This window comes from Blattabacterium cuenoti, from assembly GCF_014252335.1.
Classification (GTDB): Bacteria; Bacteroidota; Bacteroidia; order Flavobacteriales; family Blattabacteriaceae; genus Blattabacterium; species Blattabacterium cuenoti_AL.
Map to the genome: position 1 here is coordinate 112,165 of NZ_CP059218.1, position 23,295 is coordinate 135,459.

The window sequence follows — 23,295 nt, forward strand, 5'->3', positions numbered from 1 at the left end:
GTACATTTTTTTAATCCTGAAGAACGAGCAATCTCCTGTAATTCAAAAAGTTTTTTACTTTTTAATTCAGTAATATCAAACATAAAGTAAGTATAAGTAATAAGTAATTGGATAAAATTTTATATTATAATAACATGATATACGATATATAATATACTATATACGATAAAATATTATACAAAATAAGATAAATACAATTATACAAAATTAATTTGAACTTAATTATAACTAATATATTATGCAGAATATAATACAAAATTTTTATACATTTATACAAAAAAATTTTTTAACTTAATATATAATACTTAATATATAACTAACTAATATGTTCTGTAGAATACAAAATATTTATACATTTATATCATCTTTACTAATTTTAATTTCTATATTATTAAATTTTTCTTTTAATATATTTTTTGATTTATTCTTGATTATATGTTTTATATTATCAGTTTCTAGCATGTTATTTTGCAAAAATAATAAATTACAAATAATATTAAATATTTTAAATATTTTTTTTAATAGTGTAAATAGTATAGTAATTTTATTATTCACTTATTTCAATAAAGAATTAAATAGTTCTCTACTTATTTGTTTACTATTATTTTCTATATTGTTTTTATTATTATCGAATAAATCAATCAAAAAAAATATAAAAATAATTAAATCATCAAATAGAATACGATAATTAATCATGACATGATTACAAATTCATCATTGAATAAAAAATTTGAAGTATTTAAAAAAGAATTTGATCAAATTTCAAAATTGATTTCTCTTCCTAACATTATATATAATAAAAAAAAATATCACAAATTATTAAAACAATATAAAAAAATAGAAAAATGGATAAACTATTATAATGAATATAATAATAAATTATCATATTTAAATGAGCTCAATTCTATTTTAGAACATGATACAGATCCAGAAATGATAAATATAGCATCTGCAGAAAAAAAAAATATATTAGAAGAAATATTATATTTTAAAAATAAATTAAATCATACTTTTTCATCTTCATCACAATCACAAAATATCAATGATAATAATAGAAATGCTATAGTAGAATTACGTTCAGGAACTGGTGGAAATGAAGCGTGTCTATTTGTTGAAGAAATATTAAGAATGTATATTATGTATTTTAAACAAATGCATTGGAAATATAAAATAATGCATGCTCAAAAAAGTGGATCCACAGGATATAAAGAAATTATATTAGAAGTCAGTAGTGGCAGTAATAATAAAGATAATGTGTATGGCAATCTGAAATTTGAATCTGGAGTACATAGAGTGCAAAGAATTCCAAAAACTGAATCTCAAGGTAGAATTCATACATCAGCAATTACTGTAGCAGTATTACCAGAAATTCAAGAATTAGAAATGAAAATCAATCTAACTGATATAAAAAAAGAAACATTTAGATCTAGTGGAGCTGGAGGACAACATGTGAATAAAACAGAATCAGCAGTTAGATTAACTCATATACCAAGTAAAATAACTGTTGAATGTCAAGAAGAAAGATCTCAACATAAAAATTTTGAAAAGGCTATGAATGTATTAAGAGCTAGATTATTCCAACAAGAAATGAATAAAAGATGTCAAGAAAGATCTTTTCAAAGAAAATGTTTAATCTCTACTGGAGATCGGTCAGTTAAAATCAGAACTTATAACTATCCAAACAAAAGAGTAACAGATCATAGAGTAAAAAAATCAATTTATGATATTACAGGATTTATGAATGGAAATATTCAAAAAATGATAGATTGTCTAAAAGAAAAATATATACAATAAACAATAATAAATATTTATTTTATATTATATAAATCAATAATTTGATAACATTGTCTCTATAAAATTAATATTATAATCTCCTTGTATAAAAAAATGATTTTTCATCATTTGTATATGAAAAGGAATAGTGGTACTAATACCTTCTATGACAAATTCATCTAATGATCTACGCATTTTTTCAATAGTTTCTTTTCTACTATTTGCTGTAGTAATAATCTTTGCAATCATAGAATCATAATAATGTGGCACATTATATCCAGCATAAATATGAGTATCAATACGAACTCCTTTACCACCAGGTAAATGCATTTGAGTAATTTTTCCTGGATATGGACGAAATTCTTGTTTAGATTCTTCTGCATTAATTCTACACTCAATTGAATATTTGTTTGGATAAAAATTTTTTCCTGATATTTTTTTGCCATTTGCTATAAATATTTGTTCTTGAACAAGATCTAATCCAGTTATTTCTTCAGTAATAGCATGTTCTACTTGTATTCTGGTATTCATTTCCATAAAATAAAAATTTGTATTTTTATCTACTAAAAATTCAACTGTTCCTATTCCTTCATAATTAATAAATTCAGCTGCCTTAACTGCTTGTTCTCCCATTGTTTTTCTTAAATACGGAGTTAAAAAAGGTGACGGAGCTTCTTCTACTAATTTTTGATTTCTTCTCTGTATAGAACAATCTCGTTCTGATAAATGGCATGTTTGTCCATATTTATCACTAATAATTTGTATTTCTATATGTCTTGGATTAATAATTAATTTTTCTAAATATAAATCTGGTTTTCCAAAACATATTAAAGATTCTTTTTGAGCATTTTCCCAAGATTTTTTTAAATCATTCTTTTTAAAAACAGATCTTATTCCTTTTCCTCCTCCTCCAGAAACTGATTTGATCACAATAGGATATCCTATTTTTTCTGCAAGATTTTCTACTTCTTTATATGAATATTTTTCTTTTAAACATTCAGTTCCAGGAATACATAAAATACCAGCTTTTTTCATAGTTTGTTTAGCTAAAATCTTATTTCCCATTTGAATAATATGATTTGGTAAAGGCCCTATAAATTTAATTTTATGTTTCTTACACATATAAGAAAAATATGCATTTTCAGATAAAAAACCATATCCTGGATGAATTGCATCAGAATTAGTTATTTCTGCGGCTGAAATAATATTTGGAACATTTAAATATGATAAATATGGAGATGGAGGACCAATACAAACAGCTTCATCTGCAAAATATACATGAAGACTATATTTATCTGCCGTAGAATATACTGCTACCGTTTTTATTCCCATTTCTTTTACTGTTCTTATAATTCTTAAAGCAATTTCTCCACGATTTGCAATTAATATTTTTTTAAACATACAAAATCAAGAAATAGATGATTAATTATTATTAATTTTAATAAGAAATAAAGGTTGATTATAATCAACTGGGGTGGAATCTTCAACAAATATTTTTACAATTTTACCTTCAACTTCCGATTCAATATCATTAAATAATTTCATTGCTTCTATAATACAAATTTTGGTTCCTATCTTAACATTATCACCAATTTTTACAAAAGGATCTTGATTAGGATTTGATCTTCTATAAAATGTTCCAATCATTGGAGATTTAATTGTAAAATATCCATTATTATTAAAATTTTTTTCTGAATCTGAAACAGAATAATATTGTTCTTGATTATTATTTTGATTAACTAATTTATAATTTTTTTTTTTTAAAAAAATGTTGTTTTTAATAGAAATTGTAGTTTTTCCTATTTGTATTTTGATTTCATCAATTTCGTATTTATAAACTACTTTAATCAAAGATTTAATTTCTTTTAAATCCATAATTTTCAATGAAACATATCATTTTTGGTTTTTAATAAAAATTACTTTTCCTTTATAAATAAGTTGTTTGTTTTTCCAATATGCATGATGATATAAATATTTTTGATTAGTTAAAGAACATTTAGACAATAAAGGTATGTTTACTTTTAAATGAGTTCTTCTTTTATTTCGTCTTGATTTAGATTGTCTTCTTTTAGGATGTGCCATAATAAAAATTATAATAAATTACTAAGTTACTATAATAATGAAATTATTTTTATATTTATTAATATGAATTATTCGTTAACCAAACAAAGCCAAGATTATTCTAAATGGTATAATGATATTATTATTAAATCTGAATTAGCAGAATTTTCAGGAGTTCGTGGTTTTATGATTATTAAACCATATGGATTTTCTATTTGGGAAAACATGAAAAAAGAATTAGATAAAATGTTGAAAGAATCTGGACATGAAAATATTTATTTTCCACTTGTAATTCCAAAATATTCTTTATTTTTTGATGAAAAAGAAAATAACCACTTTCATAATAAAGAATGTGCAGTCATCACTCATTATAGATTAAAAAAACAACAATATAAAAATCAATTTGAAATAGATGATGATGCTAAATTAAAAGAAGAATTAATTATTAGACCAACTTCAGAAAGCATTGTTTGGCCAACCTATAAAAGGTGGATACAATCTTATAGAAACTTACCTATTCTTTTCAATCAATGGGGAAATGCTGTAAGATGGGAGATGAAAACACGATTATTTATTAGAACTTCAGAATTTTTATGGCAGGAAGGACATACAGCTCACGCTACAAAAGAAGAAGCTATGTATGAAGCTAAAAAAATATTAAATATATATACTAATTTTTCTGAAAAATTTTTAGCTATTCCAGTTATACAAGGAATAAAACCAAATATGGATAAATTTTCTGGATCTGATATCACTTATTGTATTGAATCTATCATGCAAGATGGAAAAGCTTTACAAATCGCTACTTCTCATTTTTTAGGACAAAATTTTTCAAAAGCCTTTAATGTCAAGTTTATGACTAAAAATGGAAATACAGAATACGTATGGGGGACTTCTTGGGGGATATCTACACGATTAATAGGAGCATTAGTAATGTTACATTCAGATGATCATGGTTTAATTTTACCTCCAACAATATCCCCAATACAAGTTATTATTATTCCTATTTTTAAAAATCAAACAGAATTTAATCAAATAAACACAATAGTTTATAGACTAAAAAATAATTTAGAAAAACAAGGAATTAGAGTAAAATATGATAAAAATCAATATATGACTCCAGGATGTAAATTCCACAAATATGAAATGAAAGGAATACCAATCAGAATTAGCATAGGACCACATGAAATTAATAATCAAATAGTAGAATTATTCAGAAGAGATACATATAAAAAAGATTATATGTCATTAGATAAAATAGCATCGTTGATATCTACACTTCTTAAAAAAATTCAAACAAATATATATGAAAAAGCTGTCAATAGAATAAATAATTTATCTTACACATTAGATAATTATGATGAATTTAAACAAAAAATACGTAATACAGGAGGATTTATATTTGCTCATTGGGATGGAACAATAAAGACAGGAAAACAGATTCAAGAAGAAACAGAAGCAACAATTCGTTGTATTCCTATTAATAATAATGATAATTTAAAAATTGGTGGTAAATGTATTTATTCTGGTAATCCATCTGATCAAAGAGTAATTTTTGCCAAATCTTACTAATTAATTATTTATTATTTAATTTGCTTCAAATTGCCTTGAAATTCTTTTAAAGAAAAATAATTTTTATTTTTTAATAATTCTATTAATTCAAATAATAATCTATGAAATACAGTAATTCCTTCAATCAAAAATTGAGTTCCTATTTGAACAGCAGATGCCCCACATAATATATGCTCAAAAATATCTTTACCATTTTTGATACCACCACATCCTATAACTGGAATATCTTTTCTAAGATAATTATAAAATTGTCGTACATTAGATAATGCAAATGGTTTGATTCCTATTCCACCTATTCCTCCAAATCCTTTATTTGGTCTAATGACTATAGTTTCTGTTTCTACATTAATAAATAAACCATTTGGTAAACTATTAACACAGGTAACAAAATAAACTGGATATTTATTCAATATAGAAGAAATTTTTTCTATATCATATTCATTAAAATATGGTGGTAGTTTAATTCCTACAGGATTATTATATAAGTTAAATAATTTATCAAAAAAATACGGCATGTTATGAAAATCATAACCCAAAAGTGTTTTTTCACCTAAAATATTTGGACAAGATAAGTTTAATTCTATAGCACTAATGAAATCAGAATATGGATTTGTTTTTTGTAATAAAACATAAGTTTCTTCAAAAGAAGATCCTGATAAAGATAAAAAAATAGGTTTTTGTAAATGTTGTTTTTCTAAAAATGAAAGATAAAAATCAATTCCAAGATTAGCTAATCCAACAGAATTGATACTTCCAGTTTTCCATTGAAAACATCTAGGAATAGGATTACCATTTCTTTTTTTTATAGTACAACTTTTTGTAACTACTGCTCCTGAATAATTATCTTTCATAAGATTCTTTAATTCTTTTTCTGTAGAACAAAAAATGCCTGATGCATTCATAATACATGAATCTAGTTTTATTGCATTTATATTAGTGGATATATCTATATCTATTGTTGTCATCATTTTATAATTTTAAAGTTAATAACAAAAAATAAAATTTTTAACTTGATAAAAAAGGTTTGTTATGATAAAAGAAAAAGAACAATTTGTTTTAAAAATTTATAATTTAGGAATAATGAAATTTGGAAACTTTACTTTAAAAAGTGGATATAGTTCACCTATATATATTGATTTTCGTCCTATTGCTTCAAAACCTAATTTATTAATTAAATTATCAGATTTACTGTTACATACAATTTCATATTATAATTTTGAATTAATTTGTGGAGTTCCTTATGCAGCATTACCCATTGCAACTACTTTATCAATTAGATCTAATATTCCTTTGATTATTAAAAGAAAAGATAATAAAGGATATGGAACACAAAAAATGATTGAAGGGATTTATAAAAAAGGACAAAATTGTCTTCTTATAGAGGATGTTATAACTAGTGGTGATAGTTTATTAAATACAGCAGAAGGGTTGAAAAAAGAAGGATTAGTAATTAACAACATATTATCAATTTTAGATCGTGAACAAGGAGGAATAGAAAATATAAAAAATAAAGGATTTAAAATTAATACACTATTTAAAATAGGTGAGGTAATCAAAATATTAGAAAATAAAAAATTATTCAAACAACAGGAATTATATTATATTAACAAATTTTTAAAACAAAAAAAGAATATTAAATATAAAAATAAAAGACTGTCTTATGAAGAAAAAAAAGAAAATATTTCTCATCCAATAGGAAAAAAACTTCTTGATATTACAATTAAAAAGAAAACTAACTTAATTTTTTCTGCAGATCTTATATATTCTAATCAAATTTTGAATTTAGCACATTTAATAGGAGATCTAATTTGTGTATTAAAACTGCATGTTGATATTATTCGTGATTTTTCATATTCTTTTATTCAAAAACTAAAAAAAATTGCTATAGAAAAAAATTTTTTAATATTTGAGGATAAAAAATTATGTGATGTTGGATACACAAATTACTTACAATTACATCATGGAATACATAAAATTTCTTCATGGGCAGATATTGTGTCTACACATCTTATTGCAGGAGAAAATAGCATAAATAATTTATATATTCCATATACTATGGCATTAGTCACTATATCTGAAATGTCATCTTATGAAAGAATCTCTGATAATCAATTTGTAATAAAATCTTTAAATATTTCTTTGAGAAATTCTACAGTCATTGGGACTGTTGCACAAAGAAAAGTAGATGATAGATTATTATTATTTACACCAGGAATTTTATTATCATCTACTCATCTTAGTAATAATAATAATCAACATTTATCATATATTACTCCTTATCAAGCTATAACACAATATAAAAGCGATTTTATTATAGTCGGAAAAGCAATTTATAAATCTAAATATCCAACATTTTTTGCAAAAAAATATAGATATGAAGGATGGAAAGCATATCAAAATGACTTTTAAAAAAAAATATTTTTTATTTATATGATAGTAATGAATATAAATTTATTTTATAATTTTAAAATAAACCTCGATATAAAAAAGCGTTGAATACAGTTTGAAAATATGAAATGGATAAATTCATTAGTTAGTTGTTTCATGATATTGTTTAGTATTATCGATATTTTAGGTAATGCTCCTATTATTATGGGATTTAAATCTAAAGGAAATATTATAGAAACTAAAAAAGTAATTATAACATCCTTGATAATATTTTTATCTTTTCTTTTTTTAGGAGAACCTTTATTAATAATTATTGGTATTGATGTTCAATCATTTTCTGTAGCTGGATCTTTTGTATTATTTCTAATTGGATTAGAAATGATATTAGGAATAGATATCCATAAAGTACAAAAAAATGCACAAACATCTATAGTTCCTATAGCATTTCCTCTTATTGCTGGTCCTGGATCATTAACTACATTGATATCATTGAAAACTACGTATAATGTTTCGATTATTATTATGTCTTTGATTTTAAATATGATAGTAGTTTATTTTGTTTTAGAAAAATGTGATATGATTGCGAAAAAATTAGGTGCTAATGGATTAGATATTGTAAAAAAAATATTTGGAATTATTTTATTAGCTTTTGCAGTGAAAATTTTTGGAGCTAATATCAGTGATTTATTTCACAAAAAATTTTAAATTTATAAAGATTTTCTTCAATGAAAAATTTATTACATGAAATGTTGGTAAAATACTACCTTGATAAATAAAAACTATGTAATAAATTTTGTTATTATGTATTTTATTTTCTAAAATATATTTATTTAATACATAAGCTGATCTAAATAATCTTTTTATTTTATTTCGATGAACTGCCTTTTTAAAAACTTTTTTTTTATTAATATTCCAACAATTTTAGTTTTTAAGTAATTATTTGATTTTTTTTGATCTATTGAAATATATTGCAGTTTTATAGGAAAATTATATAATAATTTTCCATATTTTATAATATTTATAACATTAATTTTTAATGAACTATTCATAATAGTTTGTTTTCATAAATGCCTCTAATTTATTAACCATGTTTATAGGGCCACAAATAAATGGAGTTCTTTGATGTAACGAACTAGGTTTGATATTCAAAATTCTTGTAGTCCCATCAGAAGCTTTTCCTCCCGCTTGTTCTGTTAAAAATGCTATTGGATTACATTCATAAAGTAATCTTAATTTTCCATGTGGACAATCATAATGATTAGGATATATATATATTCCTCCTTGTATCATATTTCTATGAAAATCACCTACCAAAGACCCAATATATCTTGCAGTATATGGCCTATTTTCGTTAGTTTCTTGACAATACTTAATAAAATGTTTGATTCCTATAGGAAATTTATCATAATTTCCTTCATTAATAGAATATATTTTTTCTTTTTTTGGAAAAGAAATATTTGGGTGAGATAAATAAAAAGTTCCAATAGTAGGATCTAAAGTAAATCCATATACACCATTGCCAATTGTATAAACTAATATTGTAGATGATCCATATATAATATATCCTGCAAGAATTTGTCTATATCCTTCTTGCAAAAAATCTTCTAACGTAATATTAACAGATGATTTTCTTATATATACAGAAAAAATTGTTCCAATAGGAACATTAACATCTATATTAGATGAACCATCTAGTGGATCAAGTAAAACGATATATTCATTTTTAGAACAATTATCATTTTTTTCTTTGATAATAATAAAATCTTTTTCTTCTTCAGATGCTATTCCACAAACTACATTTCTACTTTTTAAAGATTCAATAAATACTTTATGTGCATAATTATCCAATTTTTGTTGTTTTTCGCCTTGTATATTTATAATTCCAGTACTCCCTATAATGGTTTTTGTTAATCCAGCTTTATTCACTTCTTTATTAATAGCTTTTGCTGCTAATTTAATAGAACTAAATAATCTTAATAAGGATTCTGTAGAATACAAGAAACGATCTTTATTATCTATAATAAATTCTCCTAATGTATACATGATGAAAAAAAATATTTAACTATACTGTTTTTTTTTCAACAAAAAAAGTTATAAATTTTTATTTGAAATGAAAAAATTTTTTTTTATTATTAGTAATTTTATTAAATTATTGATTTATAATTTATTAATTATTTTATGGCATATTTGGTTTCTATTAATTAATATTATATTAGTTCCGTTTTGGGCAGGTGCTTCAATTCCTTTTTTATTTCATGATAAAAATTATCCAATAGTTTATTGGTTTCATCAAATGTGGGCAAGATCTAATCTTTTTTTGATGGGATTTTGGTATGTATTAGAAACTGATAAAGAAATATTAGATAAAAAAAAACAATATGTTATAATTAGTAATCATACTTCTATTATGGATATTATGTTAATTTATTCTTTAATGAGACATCATCCTTTAGTATTTGTGGGAAAAGCTGAATTAGCTAAATTACCATTTTTTGGATTTGTTTATAAAAATAGTAATATTCTATTAGATAGAAATAGCTTATCAAGTTGTAAAAAAGTTTTTAAAAAAATACAATCTCAAATAGATTATGGCAAAAGTATTTGTCTTTTTCCAGAAGGAAGGGTTCCAAATCCATCTATTTTATTGGGAAATTTTAAAAGTGGAGCCTTTGCTATTGCTATAATAAAAAAAATTCCTATAGTGATATTTACAATAGCTGATATAAAAACAAAGTTTCCTAAATTTGCATTATTAAAAGGTAAACCAGGCAAAATAAGAATTAAGCAACATCATTCTATTTCTACTAAGAATTTTTCTTTAAAAGAAAAAAATATTTTAAAACAAAAATGTTTTAATTTAATCAAATTTCAATTAGAACAATTTTATAGTGACAAATATTGATACAATAAAAAATATTGCTAAAGGAAAAAAAATACATATATATACAGATGGTTCTTCTAAAGGTAATCCAGGACCTGGTGGATATGGTATATTTATAGAAGAATTTTTAGAAAATAAAAATTATAAAAGACAAATTATATCTGAAGGATATCGTTATACTACTAATAATAGAATGGAATTATTGTCTGTGATAGTTGGATTAGAAAAAATTCCTCAAAATAGACAAAATATTACTGTTTTTACAGATTCTAAATACATTATAAATCCAATTAATAAAAATTGGATTTATACATGGGAACAAAATAATTTTAAAAATAAAAAAAATATTGATTTATGGATTCGTTTTTTAAAAGTGTTTAAAAAACATTTTATTTTTTTTCAATGGATGAAGTCACATGGATATCATTATATTAATGATTATTGTGATCGTCTAGCTGAAATGGCAGTTAAAAAAAAAAATTAAAAATAGATTACATTTATGAAAAACACAAACAAATAAGTTAATTGTTCCATTAATTATATTAAATACTATTTATAATATTTTTCTTCTTATTATTTCATATATAATAATAGAAAAAACATTACTAACATTGAGAGAATCTATAAATCCAAACATAGGAATTTTCATTATTTTATTCGATTTTTGTAACCAAAACTGAGATAATCCTTTAGTTTCTGATCCTAATACAATAGCTAAAGAAGAAGAAAAATAAGTTTCATATAAATGTGTTGTTGTATATTTATTAACGTTTGTGCTAGTGGCAATTATTTCAATATTATGTTCTTTTAACCAATTTAAAATGGATTGTTTATCTTCTATCATAATGTGTTTAGTAAACACGCTACCTAAACTACATCTAATTACATTTGGATTAAATATGGAAGTTTGTAAATCACAACATATAATAAAATGAACTCCAGCAGAATCTGCAGTTCTAAATATTGATCCTAAATTTCCGGGTTTTTCAATTCCATCTAATATTACACTTAAAGAATTTTTAGGAGGAGTAATATTTCTTAATTTTTTTAAAATTAATTTTTTAAAAAGGCCAATAATTCCTCCTGAATTTTTTCTATATGCTATTTTTTGAAAAATTTTTAAACTAATAAAAATAATAATTGAATGAAATGACTGTATAATCTTATAATGATCAAATATATCTTTACAAATAAATATTTTATTGGGTATATAATTTCCTTTGATAGCCATTGTAAATTCCATAATTCCTTCAACAAAAAAAAAGTTTTTGTTTTGTTTATAAATTTTTATTAATTTTTTTATTTTTATATTTCTTACTATTTTGTTCATATATTGTTCATATAATGAAAATAAATAAAAAATACGATGAAATTTTCTTACAAATTGCAATAAATTTGTCTAAATTATCTATTTGTAAAAAAAAAAAGTAGGAGCTATTATTGTTAATAAAAATCAAATTATATCAAATGGTTATAATAATACTCCAAAAGAATTTGATACATTATGTGAGGATAAACATGGAAACACAAAATGGTATGTATTACATGCAGAAGCTAATGCAATTTTAAAATTATCTTCTTCATCATTATCATGTACAAATTCTTCTTTATATATTACACACTTTCCATGTAAAGAATGTAGTAAATTAATTTATCAATCTAAAATTCAAAGAATAGTCTATTTATATGACAATGAAAATGATAATATAGAAGAACAATTAATTTTTTTTAAAAAAGCAAAAATTTTGATTAACAAATTTATTTAAAATACATCATATTTCATATACAGACCCAGATGGCGGAATAGGTATACGCGCTGAACTCAAAATTCAGTGATTTAATGATATCATGCGGGTTCAAATCCCGCTCTGGGTACTACTAACGATATTAAAAATTAAAATAAAAAATATTTTTGAGAAAGAGGTAAAATAGAGGATGGTTGAGATGTAATTTTTTTGCCATTTATATACACTCTATAATTTATTGGATCTATTTCTATATTTGGAGTTTCTCCATTTAATATCATATCGTGTTTAGATAAATTACTACAGTTTTGAATAATTTTTAATGTTTTTTTAATATTATTTTTTTCTATAAATCCATGATTTATAGCTGAGAGTGAAATAAAAACGCTACTTAATTTAGGATTAAAAAAACCAAACATTTTTCTATACATAAATGGTTGAGGAGTTGGAATAGTCGCATTTGGATCCCCAATACTAGCATATACAATCATTCCACTTTTAATTACTAATTCAGGTTTAACTCCAAAAAAAGCTGGTTTCCAAACTACTAAATCAGCCATTTTTCCAATTTTAATTGATCCTACATAATTTGATATTCCATGAGTGATTGCAGGATTAATAGTATATTTAGAAATATATCTTTTAACTCTTATATTATCATTTTCATTTTTATCATCATCCCCTAAACCACCTCTTTCTTTTTTCATTTTATCTGCCGTTTGCCAAGTTCTTTTTACAATTTCTCCTATTCTTCCCATTGCTTGAGAATCTGAACTAATCATACTGATAGCTCCTAAATCATGTAAGACACCTTCTGCACTAATTGTTTCAGATCTAATTCTAGATTGTGCAAAAGACACATCCTCTGGTAGATTAGAATCTAAATGATGACATATCATAAGCATATCCAAATGTTCATCCAGTGTATTACAAGTATAAGGAAGAGTCGGACTTGTAGATGAAGGTAAAATATTCGAATGAGATATTACTTTTAATAAATCTGGAGCATGTCCACCACCTGCACCTTCTGTATGATAAGTATGAATAGTTCTATTATTGAATATTTTTAAAGTATCTTCAACATAACCAGATTCGTTTAATGAATCTGTATGAATATTCACTTGAATATCTAGTTTATCTGATATTTTTAAACATTGATCAATTACAGATGGAGTGCAGCCCCAATCTTCATGAATTTTCAATCCACCAGCACCATATAATACTTGTTCTTCTAAAGCAATAGGATTAGAACTATTTCCACATGCTAAAAACATAAAATTAATAGGAATATGATCAGTACTATGAAACATATTTTGAATATTCCAAATTCCAGATGTGCAATTAGTTGCAATACTACCAGTTGCTGGACCTGTACCACCACCAATTATAGTTGTTGTTCCATTTTCTAATGCAACTTCAAATAATTGAGGACAAATATAATGAACATGACAATCTATACTTCCAGATGTAACAATACAATTTTCTGCTGATATAACTTCAGTACCTGATCCAATGTGCATATTATTATGAACTCCATCCATAATATCTGGATTACCAGATTTTCCAATTCCAACAATTAATCCATTTCGTATCCCAATATCAGACTTTATAATACCCCAATGATCAATAATAATCGCATTTGTTAATACTAAATCTAAAATGCCATTATCTTTCATTCCTAATGCATTTTGTCCCATTCCGTTTCTAATTACTTTTCCACCTCCAAAAACACATTCATCACCATATACCGTATAATCTTTTTCAATTTCAATCCATAATGAAGTATCACCTAATCTAATTTTATCCCCTTTAGTAGGCCCGTACATTTTAGAATAAGATTCTCTATTCATTTTTGTCATATTGTGTTGTTTGTATATAATTTGTTATTTTAAAAATCCAATAATTTTCTTATTACCTCCCATTTGAACTAATGAAATTTTTTTCATTTCTCCTGGTTCAAAACGAATAGATCTTCCAGCAGCAATATCTAATCTATAACCTTTAGTTCCTTGTCTATCAAAAGATAACATTGAATTAGTATCGTAAAAATGAAAATGTGATCCTATTTGAATAGGTCTATTTCCTTTATTTGATACAATTCTTGTTATTCTATGTCTATTAGGAAGTAATGTAATGTCATCTTTAAGTAAATTATACTCTCCTGGTATTGGTATAATTTTAGTATTTATTTTTTTTAAATTTCTTTTTTTGATTGGATGATGAATTGTTACCAATTTAGTTCCATCTGGAAAAGTTGCTTCTACTTTAATATCTTTAATAAGTTCATAAATTCCATCCATTACTTGATCATCATACAGAATATTTTTTGCTTCATATATTATGTCTTTTATCATTTTTCCGTCACGTGCACCTTCCATTACATAATATGTAATTAGTGCTATAGATTCTGGATAATTTAATTTTAAGCCCCTTTTTAAACGATTTATTGCTAATATACCAGCCATATGAAGAAGAAGTTTTTCTTTCTCATCAAAAGTTAAATGCATAAATCATATAATTTTATTTGTTATCAATCAAAAATCAAAAATAAAGAATTTTATTTCATTGTTTAATTTAATTTAATTTATAAAAACTAGATTTTAAATATTTTACTTTTTTTACATAAAAAATTAAATTTTTTTTAATTATACTTATTTTTGTTTCTATTTTTATCAGATAAAAAATTGGAAAATTTTTATAAAAAATGCAAGTTTTAAAATTTGGAGGTAGTTCTGTTGCTCATGCAGATTCAATTAAACGTATTTGTTATTTATTAGAACAAAAAACTGAAGGAAAATATGCAATTGTAGTTTCTGCTTTGGAAAACATTACTGATCAGTTAATACAATGTGGAAAATTTGCTGCTAAAAGACAAAATATATATAAAAATATTATAGAAAAAATAGAAATTCGTCATTTAAATATGATTAGAGAATTATTTCCAATTTCTTATCAAAGTCATGTAATTAGTTGGATAAAAAAAAAAATTAATAATTTAGAATGTTTATGTGATGGAATTTTTCAAGTAGAAGAATTATCAAAAAGATCTTTAGATAAAATCATGAGTTTTGGAGAACTAAGTTCTTCTTTTTTAATTGCAGAAAAACTCAAACAAGTTGGATTATATGCCATTTGTAAAGATAGTCGAGATTTAATTATTACTGACGCTAAATTTGGATGTGCACAAGTTGATTTTTTAACAAGCAATCATCATATTGTTAAATTTTTTAATGAAGAAAAAACTGCTAAATATATTGTATTACCAGGTTTTATAGGCTCCACAATCAAACATGAAACTACTACTCTTGGAAGAGGTGGATCTGACTATACAGCTTCTATTGTAGCAGCTGCTATATCTGCAAGTTTTTTAGAAATATGGACTGATGTTAATGGTATGATGACCGCAAATCCAAAAATAGTGAATCAAGCATTTACTATTAAAGAAATTTCTTATGAAGAAGCTATGGAATTATCTCATTTTGGAGCAAAAGTTATTTATCCTCCTACTATACAACCAGCAATGAAAAAAAATATTCCTATCAAAATAAAGAATACTTTTTCTCCAATAGATAAAGGAACTTTAATTTATGTGAATAAAAATATTAATATCAATCAACCAGTTATTGGTATATCCGGTATTCAATCTGTATCTTTATTGACGTTAGAAGGAAGTGGCATGATAGGAATTCCAGGTTATTCAAAACGTTTATTTGAAGCTTTATCAAGAGAACAAATTAATGTTATTTTTATTACACAAAGTTCTTCAGAACATTCAATTACAACTGGTATACATGATTTAGATGTAATCAAAGCTAAATCTGTTATAGATAGTGAATTTGCCAAAGAAATACACAAAAAATGTATTGATCCTTTAAGGATAGAAAAAGATTTATGTATCATTGCAGTAGTGGGGGATAATATGAAAAATCTTCATGGAACTAGTGGAAAAATGTTTTCATCTTTAGGAAGAAATAGTATCAATGTCAGAGCGATTGCTCAAGGTTCTACAGAAAAAAATATTTCAGTAGTTATTAAAAAAACTGATTTTAAAAAAGCTTTAAATACTTTGCATGAAGCATTCTTTGAAAGACCACCTAAACAAATCAATCTTTTTATTTGTGGAGTAGGAAAAGTTGGTAGTAAATTATTAGAACAACTTTATAAACAAACAAATTATCTTATTAAAAAATTAAAATTACAAGTTAGAATTATTGGATTAGCAAATAGTCAAAAAATGTTGTTTAATGAAGAAGGTATTAATTTATCACAATGGAAAAATCATTTTGAAAATAATGGAGATACTATGAATATATGTTCTTTTATAAAAAAAGTTTGGCAATTTAATTTTAGAAATAGTTTATTCGTAGATAATACAGCAAGTGAAGATATGGCAATGACTTATGAAAAATTTTTGCAAAATGGAATTGGAGTTATTACTTGTAATAAAATCGCTTGTTCTTCTAATTATGAATATTATAAAAAATTAAAAAATCTTGCTAGACATTTTCAAGCTCCATTTTTATTTGAAACAAATGTTGGAGCAAGTTTACCAGTAATAAGTACTTTAAACGATCTTATAAATAGTGGAGATAAAATTAATAAAATTGAATCTGTATTATCTGGAAGCTTAAATTTTATTTTTAATCATTTTGTAGAAAATAAAACTTTTTTAGAAGTAGTTAAAGAAGCACAATTTAAAGGATACACAGAACCAGATCCAAGAATAGATTTAAATGGATTAGATGTAATGAGAAAAATTCTTATTTTAGCAAGAGAATGTGGTAGTCCTTTAGAATTAAGTGATATTATAAACAACTCTTTTTTACCTAAAAGTTGTTTAAATGCAAAATCTATTAATATTCTTTATCAAGAATTACATAAGTATAGAGATTATTTTATAAAAATAAGAATCAAAGCCGAAAAAAAAGAACAAAAATTACGTTTTATTGCACGTTATGAACAAGGAATAGCAACTGTTGGATTAGAATATGTTCCAATAAATCATCCATTTTATCAATTAGATGGAAAAGATAATATGGTATTATATTATACATCTCGTTATGCTAAACAACCATTAATTATTAAAGGTGCAGGTGCAGGTGCTGACGTAACAGCTTCTGGTATTTTTTCGGATATTATCAAAGCTACTAAATAAAATATGAACGGAATAAAAATATTATCACCTGCAACTGTAGCTAATTTTGTTTGTGGATTTGATATATTAGGATTCTCACTTCAATTTCCATTTGATGAAATTTTTTTGTATAAATCTAATGATCCAGGAATTAGAATGAATAGAATATATGGATCAAAATTACCAGAAAATCCAAATAAAAATGTTGCATTTGTTGCTTTACAAGCATTATTAAATAAATACAATAATAATAAAAATAAAATAATAGGATTTGAATTGGAATTAATTAAAAATATTCATCCTGGAAGTGGAATTGGTTCTAGTGCAGCTAGTGCAGCAGGAGTAGTGTTTGGGGCTAATATTTTATTAGGAAATCCTTTTAATACAATGCAACTGATTCGTTTTGCAATGGAAGGTGAACGCGTATCTAGTGGGACAGCACATGCTGATAATGTATCACCAGCTCTTTTAGGAGGCATTACATTAGTAAGAAGTTACCAACCATTAGACATTACTAAATTACATTGTCCAAGAGAATTATGGGTTAGCATTATACATCCTAAAATTGAAATTAAAACTTCAGATGCAAGAAATATTTTAAAACAAAAAATATTAATGACAGATGCTATACGTCAATTGGGAAATATTGGCGCATTGGTTGCTGGTTTATATCAAGAAAATTACGAATTAATTAGTAGATCTTTAGAAGATGTTATTGTAGAACCTATACGAGCAATATTAATTCCAGCATTTTACGAACTAAAAATTAAATGTAAAAAAATAGGTGCATTAGGTGGAGGAATATCAGGATCAGGACCATCAGTATTCATGCTAAGTAAAGGAAATTATACCGCAAAAAAAGTTACTGAAATGATGAATCGAGTATATGATCCTTTAAGAATAGATTATAAAACGTATACTTCTCCTATTAATAAAAAAGGAGTTCAATGTATAAAAATGATTTGATGTAATAATATGTTTTTTTATAGTTTAAAAAATCAAAAATCTAGAATTTCTTTTCAAGAAGCAGTGTTAACAAGTTTAGCAACAGATGGAACATTATTTTTTCCTGAAAAAATTCCTTTATTAAATTACAATTTTATAGAAAATATATATCAACATGATATATATACTATTGCTATGCAAGTTATTAAACAATTTGTTGGTAAAGATATATCATATAATGCATTATATGAAATGATAATAAAGACTTTCCATTTTGATATTCCACTGAAAATGATTCATGATAATATTTATGTTTTAGAATTATTTCATGGACCAACTTTAGCGTTTAAGGATATTGGAGCTAGATTTATGTCAGAATGTTTAAATTATTTTTATAAAGTTAAAAAATGTGGATTTTTAACAGTTTTAGTTGCTACTTCTGGAGATACTGGTGGTGCAGTAGCTAAAGGATTTGATCAAATTGATGGAACTGAAGTGATTATTCTATATCCATATAAAGGAATAAGTAAATTACAACAACAACAAATTAATACTTTAGGAAACAATATTTTTTCAGTAGAAATACAAGGAAATTTTGATGATTGTCAAAATATTGTAAAAAAAGCATTTTTAGATCGGGATATTAAAAAAATATATAATCTTACTTCTGCAAATTCAATTAATATAGCTAGATGGATACCACAAATAGTTTATTATTTTTTAGCATATAAACAAATAATAAATATAAATAAAAATATAATTATTTCAATTCCTAGTGGGAATTTTGGTAATATGTTTTCAGGAATGATTGCAGAAAAAATGGGATTACCTATTAAATATTTTATTGCTTCTACTAATATTAATGACACTATTCCAAGATTTTTACAATCTGGTAAGTATCATCCTTTTTTATCTAAGCAAACTATATCAAATGCAATGGATATATCTAATCCAAGTAATTTTGCTAGAATCTGGCATTTATATAAAAAAGATATCAATAAATTAAAAAATAAGTTAATAGCATATCCATTTACAGATAAAGACACGTTATCTATAATTAATCTGGTTTGGAAAAAATATCAATATATATTAGATCCACATGGCGCTATTGGTTATTTAGGATTAAAAGAATATTTACAAAAAAATAAAAATACGAAACATACTTCAGAAAGTTATATTTTTTTGGAAACGGCTCATCCTGTCAAATTTGTTGATAAAATGCCTGTTATATTACAAAAAAATATAATGTATTTAAAACAAAAATTTTTTAAAAAAAATATACAAAAGAAAAATACAATATCTCTTCCTAAAGATTTTAATATTTTTAAAAATTGGTTAATAACACGAACAAATTAACATTATTATACTGCAACATCTCCTTTAATATGAGGATAAGGATTATAATTTTTTAATTCAAAATCTTCAAATTTAAAATCTAAAATATTTGTTTTATCAGGATTTATAATCATAGTTGGCAATATTTTTGGGCTTCTTTTAAGCTGAATTTTAGTTTGTTCTATATGATTATTATAAATATGAGCATTTCCAATGGTATGAATTAATACTTTTGCTTTTAAATGTACAATTTGAGATATCATTATAAGTAATAAAGCATAAGAAGCAATATTAAAAGGCAATCCAATAAATAAATCTGCACTTCTTTGATATAATTGCAAAGATAATTCTTGTTTATTTTTATTCACGTAAAATTGAAACATAATATGACATGGAGGTAATTTCATCTGTTTAATCATTCCTACATTCCAAGAAGAAACTATTATACGTCTTGATTCAGGATTGAATTTTATCATATTTATAACATTGTCTATTTGATCAATAAATTTTCCATCATATGTTGGCCATTTTCTCCATTGAAATCCATATATTGGGCCAAGTTCTCCATTTTCATTCGCCCATTTATTCCAAATAAATACTTTATTTTTATTTAAATAATGTACATTAGTTTTTCCGTTTAAAAACCATAACAATTCATAAATAATTGCTTTTATATTTACTTTTTTTGTAGTTATTAGTGGAAATCCTTTATTTAAATCAAATTTTAATTGAGCTCCAAATAAACTGATTGTTCCTATTCCTGTACGATCTACTTGTTTTGTACCTTTTGTTAATACTTTTCTTAATAAATTTAGATACTGTTTCATTATTAAATTTTTAATTCTTGAGTATTTTTGTGATAAAAAGATAAAAAAATTAAATATGAATCAAAAGGTTCTCTTTTTTTCTACAAGAAGTGGATTAAAATTATCAAAACATATAGCTTATCATTATGGTAAGTTATTAGGAAAAATTAATTTTTTAGAATTTAGTGACGGAGAATATACACTGTATTTTGAAGAATCCGTTCGTGGTGCTAGAGTTTTTTTAATTGGATCTACTTTTCCTCCAGTAGATAATTTAATGGAATTGTTATTAATGTGTGATGCAGCAAAAAGGGCATCTGCTCATAATATTACATTAGTTATACCATATTTTGGATGGGCCAGACAAGATCATAAAGATAGACCTAGAACTCCAATTGCTTCTAAATTAGTTGCTAATTTAGTAGTTGCATCAGGTGCAACTAGAGTTATGACTATGGATTTACATGCAGATCAGATTCAAGGATTTTTTGATATTCCAGTAGATCATTTATATGCTTCTAGAATATTTATTGAATATATAAAAAATTTGAATATGGATCAATTAACTATTGCTTCTCCTGATATGGGGGGTGCAAAAAGAGCCAGAAGTTATGCTGGGTACTTAAGAACAAATGTAGTGATTTGTTATAAAGAAAGAAAAAAAGCAAATGAAATTGAATTTATGAATTTAATTGGTGATGTAAAAGGAAAAAATATCATATTAATAGATGATATCGTAGATACTGCTGGTACTCTTACTGAAGCTGCTAATCTTATTCAACAAAAAGGGGCAAAAAGTGTTAGAGCTATCGCTACACATCCTATTTTATCTGGTAATTCATATAATAAAATTAAACACTCTTATATTAAAGAATTGGTAGTCACTGATACAATTCCCATAAATAATCATAACAATACAATAGATAAAATAAAAGTATTATCTTGTGCACCGTTATTTGCAGAAGTTATGAAATCTGTACATAATGAAGAATCTATAAGTAAGAAATTTATTATATGAAATATATAAATGTATATGGTAAAAAAAGACATACAGGAAAAAAAGCATCACAATTAATTAGAAAATATGGTGAGATCCCTTGCATTTTATATGGAAAATATATAGATAGACCCATACCATTTTCAATCTCTTTAGATTCTATGAATAAATTTATATATCAATCTAATATATATTATATTATTCTACAAATAGAAGGTGAAAAAGAAAAAATCACAGCTGTTAAAAAAGAAATTCAATTTGATCCTGTTAGTGATAAAATTATACATGTAGATTTTTTTAAAATCAATGAAAATAAACCTATCATTTTAGATATTCCTATTCAATCTGTTGGAAGATCCATTGGAGTTGCTAAAGGTGGGGTGTATTACTCCTTAATAAGGACATTAAAAGTTAAAACTTTACCAAAATTTTGTCCAGAATATATAGAATTTGATATTAGTTATTTAGATATTGGAGATAAAATTATTGTAAAAGATATTTATAAAAATAAAAAATATATAATTTTGCATTCTATGAATACTTTGATTGCAAAAGTGAAACCAACACGTACAATTGATAATAAAGAAACATTAGAAGAAAACAATAAAGAAAATAAATAAACAAAATATCAAAAAAACAAATAATAACAATGACCATGATTTACAATTTATGCAACTGGCACTTCAAGAAGCTATGATTGCGTTTCATAAAGATGAAGTTCCAATAGGTGCAGTTATTACTTGTAATGATTGTGTGATTGCTAGAGCACATAATTTAACAGAAAGTTTAAATGATATTACAGCACATGCTGAATTATTAGTAATAAAGTTAGCATCTAATTTTCTTAACAAAAAATATATACAAGAATGTACTATATATGTTACTATGGAACCATGTATAATGTGTGCTGGTGCGTTATGTTTTTCACAAATTGGACGAGTAATATGTGGAGCAACCAATGTTAAAAGAGGATTTTTCTCTACTAGATTACTACTTCATCCAAAGACACAATTTATATCTGGCATTATGAAAAATGAATGTAGTGTTATTATAAAAAAATTTTTTTTATTTAAAAGAACTTATAAATTTTATTTAGATTAATTATTGAATAGAATAAATAATAATAGTTGAATAACAAAAAATATAATAGTAATTTGACAGATTGATATCCTATCCTACCTATCCAATCCAATATACTTGCATATTTCCAAAAATGTTAAATAATAATTATAACAAACAAAGGAACATTATATATAAACATATTCATATTTGCATATTACTTAACCAAAAAGTTATGCAGGAAATAAAATATAATCACCTGGTCATAAACATACTATATTCTGTTTATTCAACATCATAGCTAATAAAAAGTAGTATAGTATAAAAAAATAAATGTTGAATAATTTGTACATTTACAAAATTATGACATTTGAATATAATTTATTTTTTAGTATTAAAATATTTACTCATATTTTTGCTATATGAGCTGTTTATTTAAATTAGTTAATACTTTAGGTTGGTTTCCAAATATATTGTTCATCATAATTGCTATTATTTTATTAATTTTTTGGTTATATAAAATTTTCTATTTTGTTGATTAAAATAATAGCAAATTTAAATGATAAAAATACGTAATAATTGCTATTATTTTATTAATT

Annotated in this window: 23 protein-coding genes, 1 tRNA gene and 1 pseudogene; 15 read left to right on the plus strand and 10 right to left on the minus strand. The window is 24.1% G+C overall.

What is annotated here, in order from left to right; genetic code table 11:
- The first annotated feature begins 460 nt into the window (after nt 1–460).
- Together H0H37_RS02765 and prfA are read left to right on the plus strand one after the other, a co-directional pair.
- On the plus strand, nt 461–688 hold the full coding sequence (locus tag H0H37_RS02765) for a DUF4293 family protein (RefSeq protein ID WP_238785499.1): 228 nt from the start codon (nt 461–463) through the stop codon (nt 686–688).
- An 11-nt stretch (nt 689–699) separates the two neighbouring features.
- Nucleotides 700–1,794, plus strand: a complete 1,095-nt coding sequence (gene prfA, locus H0H37_RS00540) for a peptide chain release factor 1 (protein WP_394798457.1) — start codon at nt 700–702, stop codon at nt 1,792–1,794.
- A 33-nt stretch (nt 1,795–1,827) separates the two neighbouring features.
- Here prfA and accC read toward each other — a convergent pair whose 3' ends face one another.
- From accC to rpmF, 3 genes are read right to left on the minus strand one after another with little or no spacing between them, the layout of a single operon-like run.
- Entirely contained in the window at nt 1,828–3,174 is a 1,347-nt protein-coding gene (gene accC, locus H0H37_RS00545; protein ID WP_185882505.1) for an acetyl-CoA carboxylase biotin carboxylase subunit, read from the minus strand.
- A 21-nt stretch (nt 3,175–3,195) separates the two neighbouring features.
- Entirely contained in the window at nt 3,196–3,648 is a 453-nt protein-coding gene (accB, locus tag H0H37_RS00550; protein ID WP_185882506.1) for an acetyl-CoA carboxylase biotin carboxyl carrier protein, read from the minus strand.
- An 18-nt stretch (nt 3,649–3,666) separates the two neighbouring features.
- A complete protein-coding gene (gene rpmF, locus H0H37_RS00555; protein ID WP_185882507.1) occupies nt 3,667–3,855 on the minus strand; it encodes a 50S ribosomal protein L32 in 189 nt (62 codons plus the stop codon).
- Between the two features lie 63 nt (nt 3,856–3,918).
- On the opposite strand from rpmF, the gene proS reads away from it, so the two are divergent.
- Entirely contained in the window at nt 3,919–5,406 is a 1,488-nt protein-coding gene (gene proS, locus H0H37_RS00560) for a proline--tRNA ligase (RefSeq protein WP_185882508.1), read from the plus strand.
- Nucleotides 5,407–5,417: 11 nt separating this feature from the next.
- On the opposite strand, the gene H0H37_RS00565 is transcribed toward proS, so the two are convergent.
- Complete coding sequence (locus H0H37_RS00565) at nt 5,418–6,374, minus strand: dihydroorotate oxidase (RefSeq protein ID WP_238785500.1); 957 nt, start codon at nt 6,372–6,374, stop codon at nt 5,418–5,420.
- A gap of 64 nt (nt 6,375–6,438) precedes the next feature.
- Between H0H37_RS00565 and pyrE the strand changes: the two genes are divergently transcribed.
- Complete coding sequence (gene pyrE, locus H0H37_RS00570; protein WP_185882648.1) at nt 6,439–7,815, plus strand: orotate phosphoribosyltransferase; 1,377 nt, start codon at nt 6,439–6,441, stop codon at nt 7,813–7,815.
- Nucleotides 7,816–7,917: 102 nt separating this feature from the next.
- Nucleotides 7,918–8,499: a MarC family protein gene (locus H0H37_RS00575; RefSeq protein ID WP_185882509.1), complete on the plus strand. Its 582-nt coding sequence runs from the start codon at nt 7,918–7,920 to the stop codon at nt 8,497–8,499.
- On the opposite strand, the gene H0H37_RS02795 is transcribed toward H0H37_RS00575, so the two are convergent.
- Entirely contained in the window at nt 8,479–8,703 is a 225-nt protein-coding gene (locus tag H0H37_RS02795) for a ribonuclease P protein component (RefSeq protein ID WP_185882649.1), read from the minus strand. The genes H0H37_RS00575 and H0H37_RS02795 overlap by 21 nt on opposite strands.
- Nucleotides 8,704–8,835: 132 nt before the next feature.
- Entirely contained in the window at nt 8,836–9,837 is a 1,002-nt protein-coding gene (gene fbp / locus H0H37_RS00585; RefSeq protein WP_185882510.1) for a class 1 fructose-bisphosphatase, read from the minus strand.
- Nucleotides 9,838–9,904: 67 nt separating this feature from the next.
- On the opposite strand from fbp, the gene H0H37_RS00590 reads away from it, so the two are divergent.
- Both H0H37_RS00590 and H0H37_RS00595 read left to right on the plus strand, forming a co-directional pair.
- On the plus strand, nt 9,905–10,696 hold the full coding sequence (locus tag H0H37_RS00590) for a lysophospholipid acyltransferase family protein (RefSeq protein ID WP_185882511.1): 792 nt from the start codon (nt 9,905–9,907) through the stop codon (nt 10,694–10,696).
- Complete coding sequence (locus tag H0H37_RS00595; protein ID WP_317168510.1) at nt 10,683–11,159, plus strand: ribonuclease HI; 477 nt, start codon at nt 10,683–10,685, stop codon at nt 11,157–11,159. Before H0H37_RS00590 ends, H0H37_RS00595 begins: the two co-directional genes overlap by 14 nt.
- 69 nt (nt 11,160–11,228) lie before the next feature.
- Here H0H37_RS00595 and H0H37_RS00600 read toward each other — a convergent pair whose 3' ends face one another.
- A complete protein-coding gene (locus tag H0H37_RS00600; protein ID WP_185882512.1) occupies nt 11,229–12,005 on the minus strand; it encodes a TrmH family RNA methyltransferase in 777 nt (258 codons plus the stop codon).
- Between the two features lie 14 nt (nt 12,006–12,019).
- On the opposite strand from H0H37_RS00600, the pseudogene H0H37_RS00605 reads away from it, so the two are divergent.
- Nucleotides 12,020–12,441, plus strand: a pseudogene (locus H0H37_RS00605) (deaminase).
- A gap of 23 nt (nt 12,442–12,464) precedes the next feature.
- Nucleotides 12,465–12,550: transfer RNA gene (locus H0H37_RS00610), tRNA-Leu, on the plus strand.
- A gap of 19 nt (nt 12,551–12,569) precedes the next feature.
- On the opposite strand, the gene ureC is transcribed toward H0H37_RS00610, so the two are convergent.
- The gene (ureC, locus tag H0H37_RS00615; protein WP_185882513.1) at nt 12,570–14,279 is read right to left on the minus strand and encodes an urease subunit alpha; all 1,710 of its coding nucleotides are present in this window, start codon (nt 14,277–14,279) and stop codon (nt 12,570–12,572) included.
- 24 nt (nt 14,280–14,303) lie between these two features.
- The gene (locus H0H37_RS00620) at nt 14,304–14,927 is read right to left on the minus strand and encodes an urease subunit gamma (protein WP_185882514.1); all 624 of its coding nucleotides are present in this window, start codon (nt 14,925–14,927) and stop codon (nt 14,304–14,306) included.
- Nucleotides 14,928–15,124: 197 nt separating this feature from the next.
- On the opposite strand from H0H37_RS00620, the gene thrA reads away from it, so the two are divergent.
- Genes thrA through thrC form a run of 3 tightly spaced genes read left to right on the plus strand, consistent with a single transcriptional unit; the run spans nt 15,125 to nt 19,855 of the window.
- Nucleotides 15,125–17,575 (plus strand): bifunctional aspartate kinase/homoserine dehydrogenase I, encoded by a 2,451-nt coding sequence (gene thrA / locus H0H37_RS00625; protein ID WP_185882515.1) that lies wholly within the window; start codon nt 15,125–15,127, stop codon nt 17,573–17,575.
- Nucleotides 17,576–17,578: 3 nt separating this feature from the next.
- A complete protein-coding gene (locus H0H37_RS00630; protein WP_185882516.1) occupies nt 17,579–18,520 on the plus strand; it encodes a homoserine kinase in 942 nt (313 codons plus the stop codon).
- A gap of 9 nt (nt 18,521–18,529) precedes the next feature.
- On the plus strand, nt 18,530–19,855 hold the full coding sequence (gene thrC / locus H0H37_RS00635; RefSeq protein ID WP_185882517.1) for a threonine synthase: 1,326 nt from the start codon (nt 18,530–18,532) through the stop codon (nt 19,853–19,855).
- A gap of 5 nt (nt 19,856–19,860) precedes the next feature.
- On the opposite strand, the gene H0H37_RS00640 is transcribed toward thrC, so the two are convergent.
- Nucleotides 19,861–20,661, minus strand: coding sequence for a thymidylate synthase (locus H0H37_RS00640; protein ID WP_185882518.1), 801 nt, complete (start codon nt 20,659–20,661; stop codon nt 19,861–19,863).
- Nucleotides 20,662–20,716: 55 nt separating this feature from the next.
- On the opposite strand from H0H37_RS00640, the gene H0H37_RS00645 reads away from it, so the two are divergent.
- From H0H37_RS00645 to H0H37_RS00655, 3 genes are read left to right on the plus strand one after another with little or no spacing between them, the layout of a single operon-like run.
- Nucleotides 20,717–21,658 carry a ribose-phosphate pyrophosphokinase gene (locus H0H37_RS00645; RefSeq protein ID WP_185882519.1) on the plus strand — a complete coding sequence of 314 codons (942 nt, stop codon included), beginning with the start codon at nt 20,717–20,719 and terminating at the stop codon, nt 21,656–21,658.
- The gene (locus H0H37_RS00650) at nt 21,655–22,257 is read left to right on the plus strand and encodes a 50S ribosomal protein L25 (protein ID WP_185882520.1); all 603 of its coding nucleotides are present in this window, start codon (nt 21,655–21,657) and stop codon (nt 22,255–22,257) included. The genes H0H37_RS00645 and H0H37_RS00650 overlap by 4 nt, the downstream gene beginning before the upstream one ends.
- 49 nt (nt 22,258–22,306) lie before the next feature.
- Nucleotides 22,307–22,738, plus strand: a complete 432-nt coding sequence (locus H0H37_RS00655) for a nucleoside deaminase (RefSeq protein ID WP_185882521.1) — start codon at nt 22,307–22,309, stop codon at nt 22,736–22,738.
- The last annotated feature ends 557 nt before the right edge of the window (nt 22,739–23,295 follow it).

Coding starts and splice junctions, on each gene's coding strand:
- H0H37_RS00650 (WP_185882520.1), top strand. CDS start 21,655: ATGAAATATATAAATGTATATGGTAAAAAAAGACATACAGGAAAAAAA.
- accB (WP_185882506.1), bottom strand. CDS start 3,648: ATGGATTTAAAAGAAATTAAATCTTTGATTAAAGTAGTTTATAAATAC.
- proS (WP_185882508.1), top strand. CDS start 3,919: ATGAATTATTCGTTAACCAAACAAAGCCAAGATTATTCTAAATGGTAT.
- thrC (WP_185882517.1), top strand. CDS start 18,530: ATGTTTTTTTATAGTTTAAAAAATCAAAAATCTAGAATTTCTTTTCAA.
- H0H37_RS00630 (WP_185882516.1), top strand. CDS start 17,579: ATGAACGGAATAAAAATATTATCACCTGCAACTGTAGCTAATTTTGTT.
- H0H37_RS00590 (WP_185882511.1), top strand. CDS start 9,905: ATGAAAAAATTTTTTTTTATTATTAGTAATTTTATTAAATTATTGATT.
- H0H37_RS02765 (WP_238785499.1), top strand. CDS start 461: ATGTTATTTTGCAAAAATAATAAATTACAAATAATATTAAATATTTTA.
- fbp (WP_185882510.1), bottom strand. CDS start 9,837: ATGTATACATTAGGAGAATTTATTATAGATAATAAAGATCGTTTCTTG.
- H0H37_RS00640 (WP_185882518.1), bottom strand. CDS start 20,661: ATGAAACAGTATCTAAATTTATTAAGAAAAGTATTAACAAAAGGTACA.
- prfA (WP_394798457.1), top strand. CDS start 700: ATGATTACAAATTCATCATTGAATAAAAAATTTGAAGTATTTAAAAAA.
- H0H37_RS00620 (WP_185882514.1), bottom strand. CDS start 14,927: ATGCATTTAACTTTTGATGAGAAAGAAAAACTTCTTCTTCATATGGCT.
- rpmF (WP_185882507.1), bottom strand. CDS start 3,855: ATGGCACATCCTAAAAGAAGACAATCTAAATCAAGACGAAATAAAAGA.
- H0H37_RS00565 (WP_238785500.1), bottom strand. CDS start 6,374: ATGATGACAACAATAGATATAGATATATCCACTAATATAAATGCAATA.
- H0H37_RS00655 (WP_185882521.1), top strand. CDS start 22,307: ATGCAACTGGCACTTCAAGAAGCTATGATTGCGTTTCATAAAGATGAA.
- H0H37_RS00575 (WP_185882509.1), top strand. CDS start 7,918: ATGAAATGGATAAATTCATTAGTTAGTTGTTTCATGATATTGTTTAGT.
- ureC (WP_185882513.1), bottom strand. CDS start 14,279: ATGACAAAAATGAATAGAGAATCTTATTCTAAAATGTACGGGCCTACT.
- thrA (WP_185882515.1), top strand. CDS start 15,125: ATGCAAGTTTTAAAATTTGGAGGTAGTTCTGTTGCTCATGCAGATTCA.
- H0H37_RS00600 (WP_185882512.1), bottom strand. CDS start 12,005: ATGAACAAAATAGTAAGAAATATAAAAATAAAAAAATTAATAAAAATT.
- H0H37_RS00645 (WP_185882519.1), top strand. CDS start 20,717: ATGAATCAAAAGGTTCTCTTTTTTTCTACAAGAAGTGGATTAAAATTA.
- accC (WP_185882505.1), bottom strand. CDS start 3,174: ATGTTTAAAAAAATATTAATTGCAAATCGTGGAGAAATTGCTTTAAGA.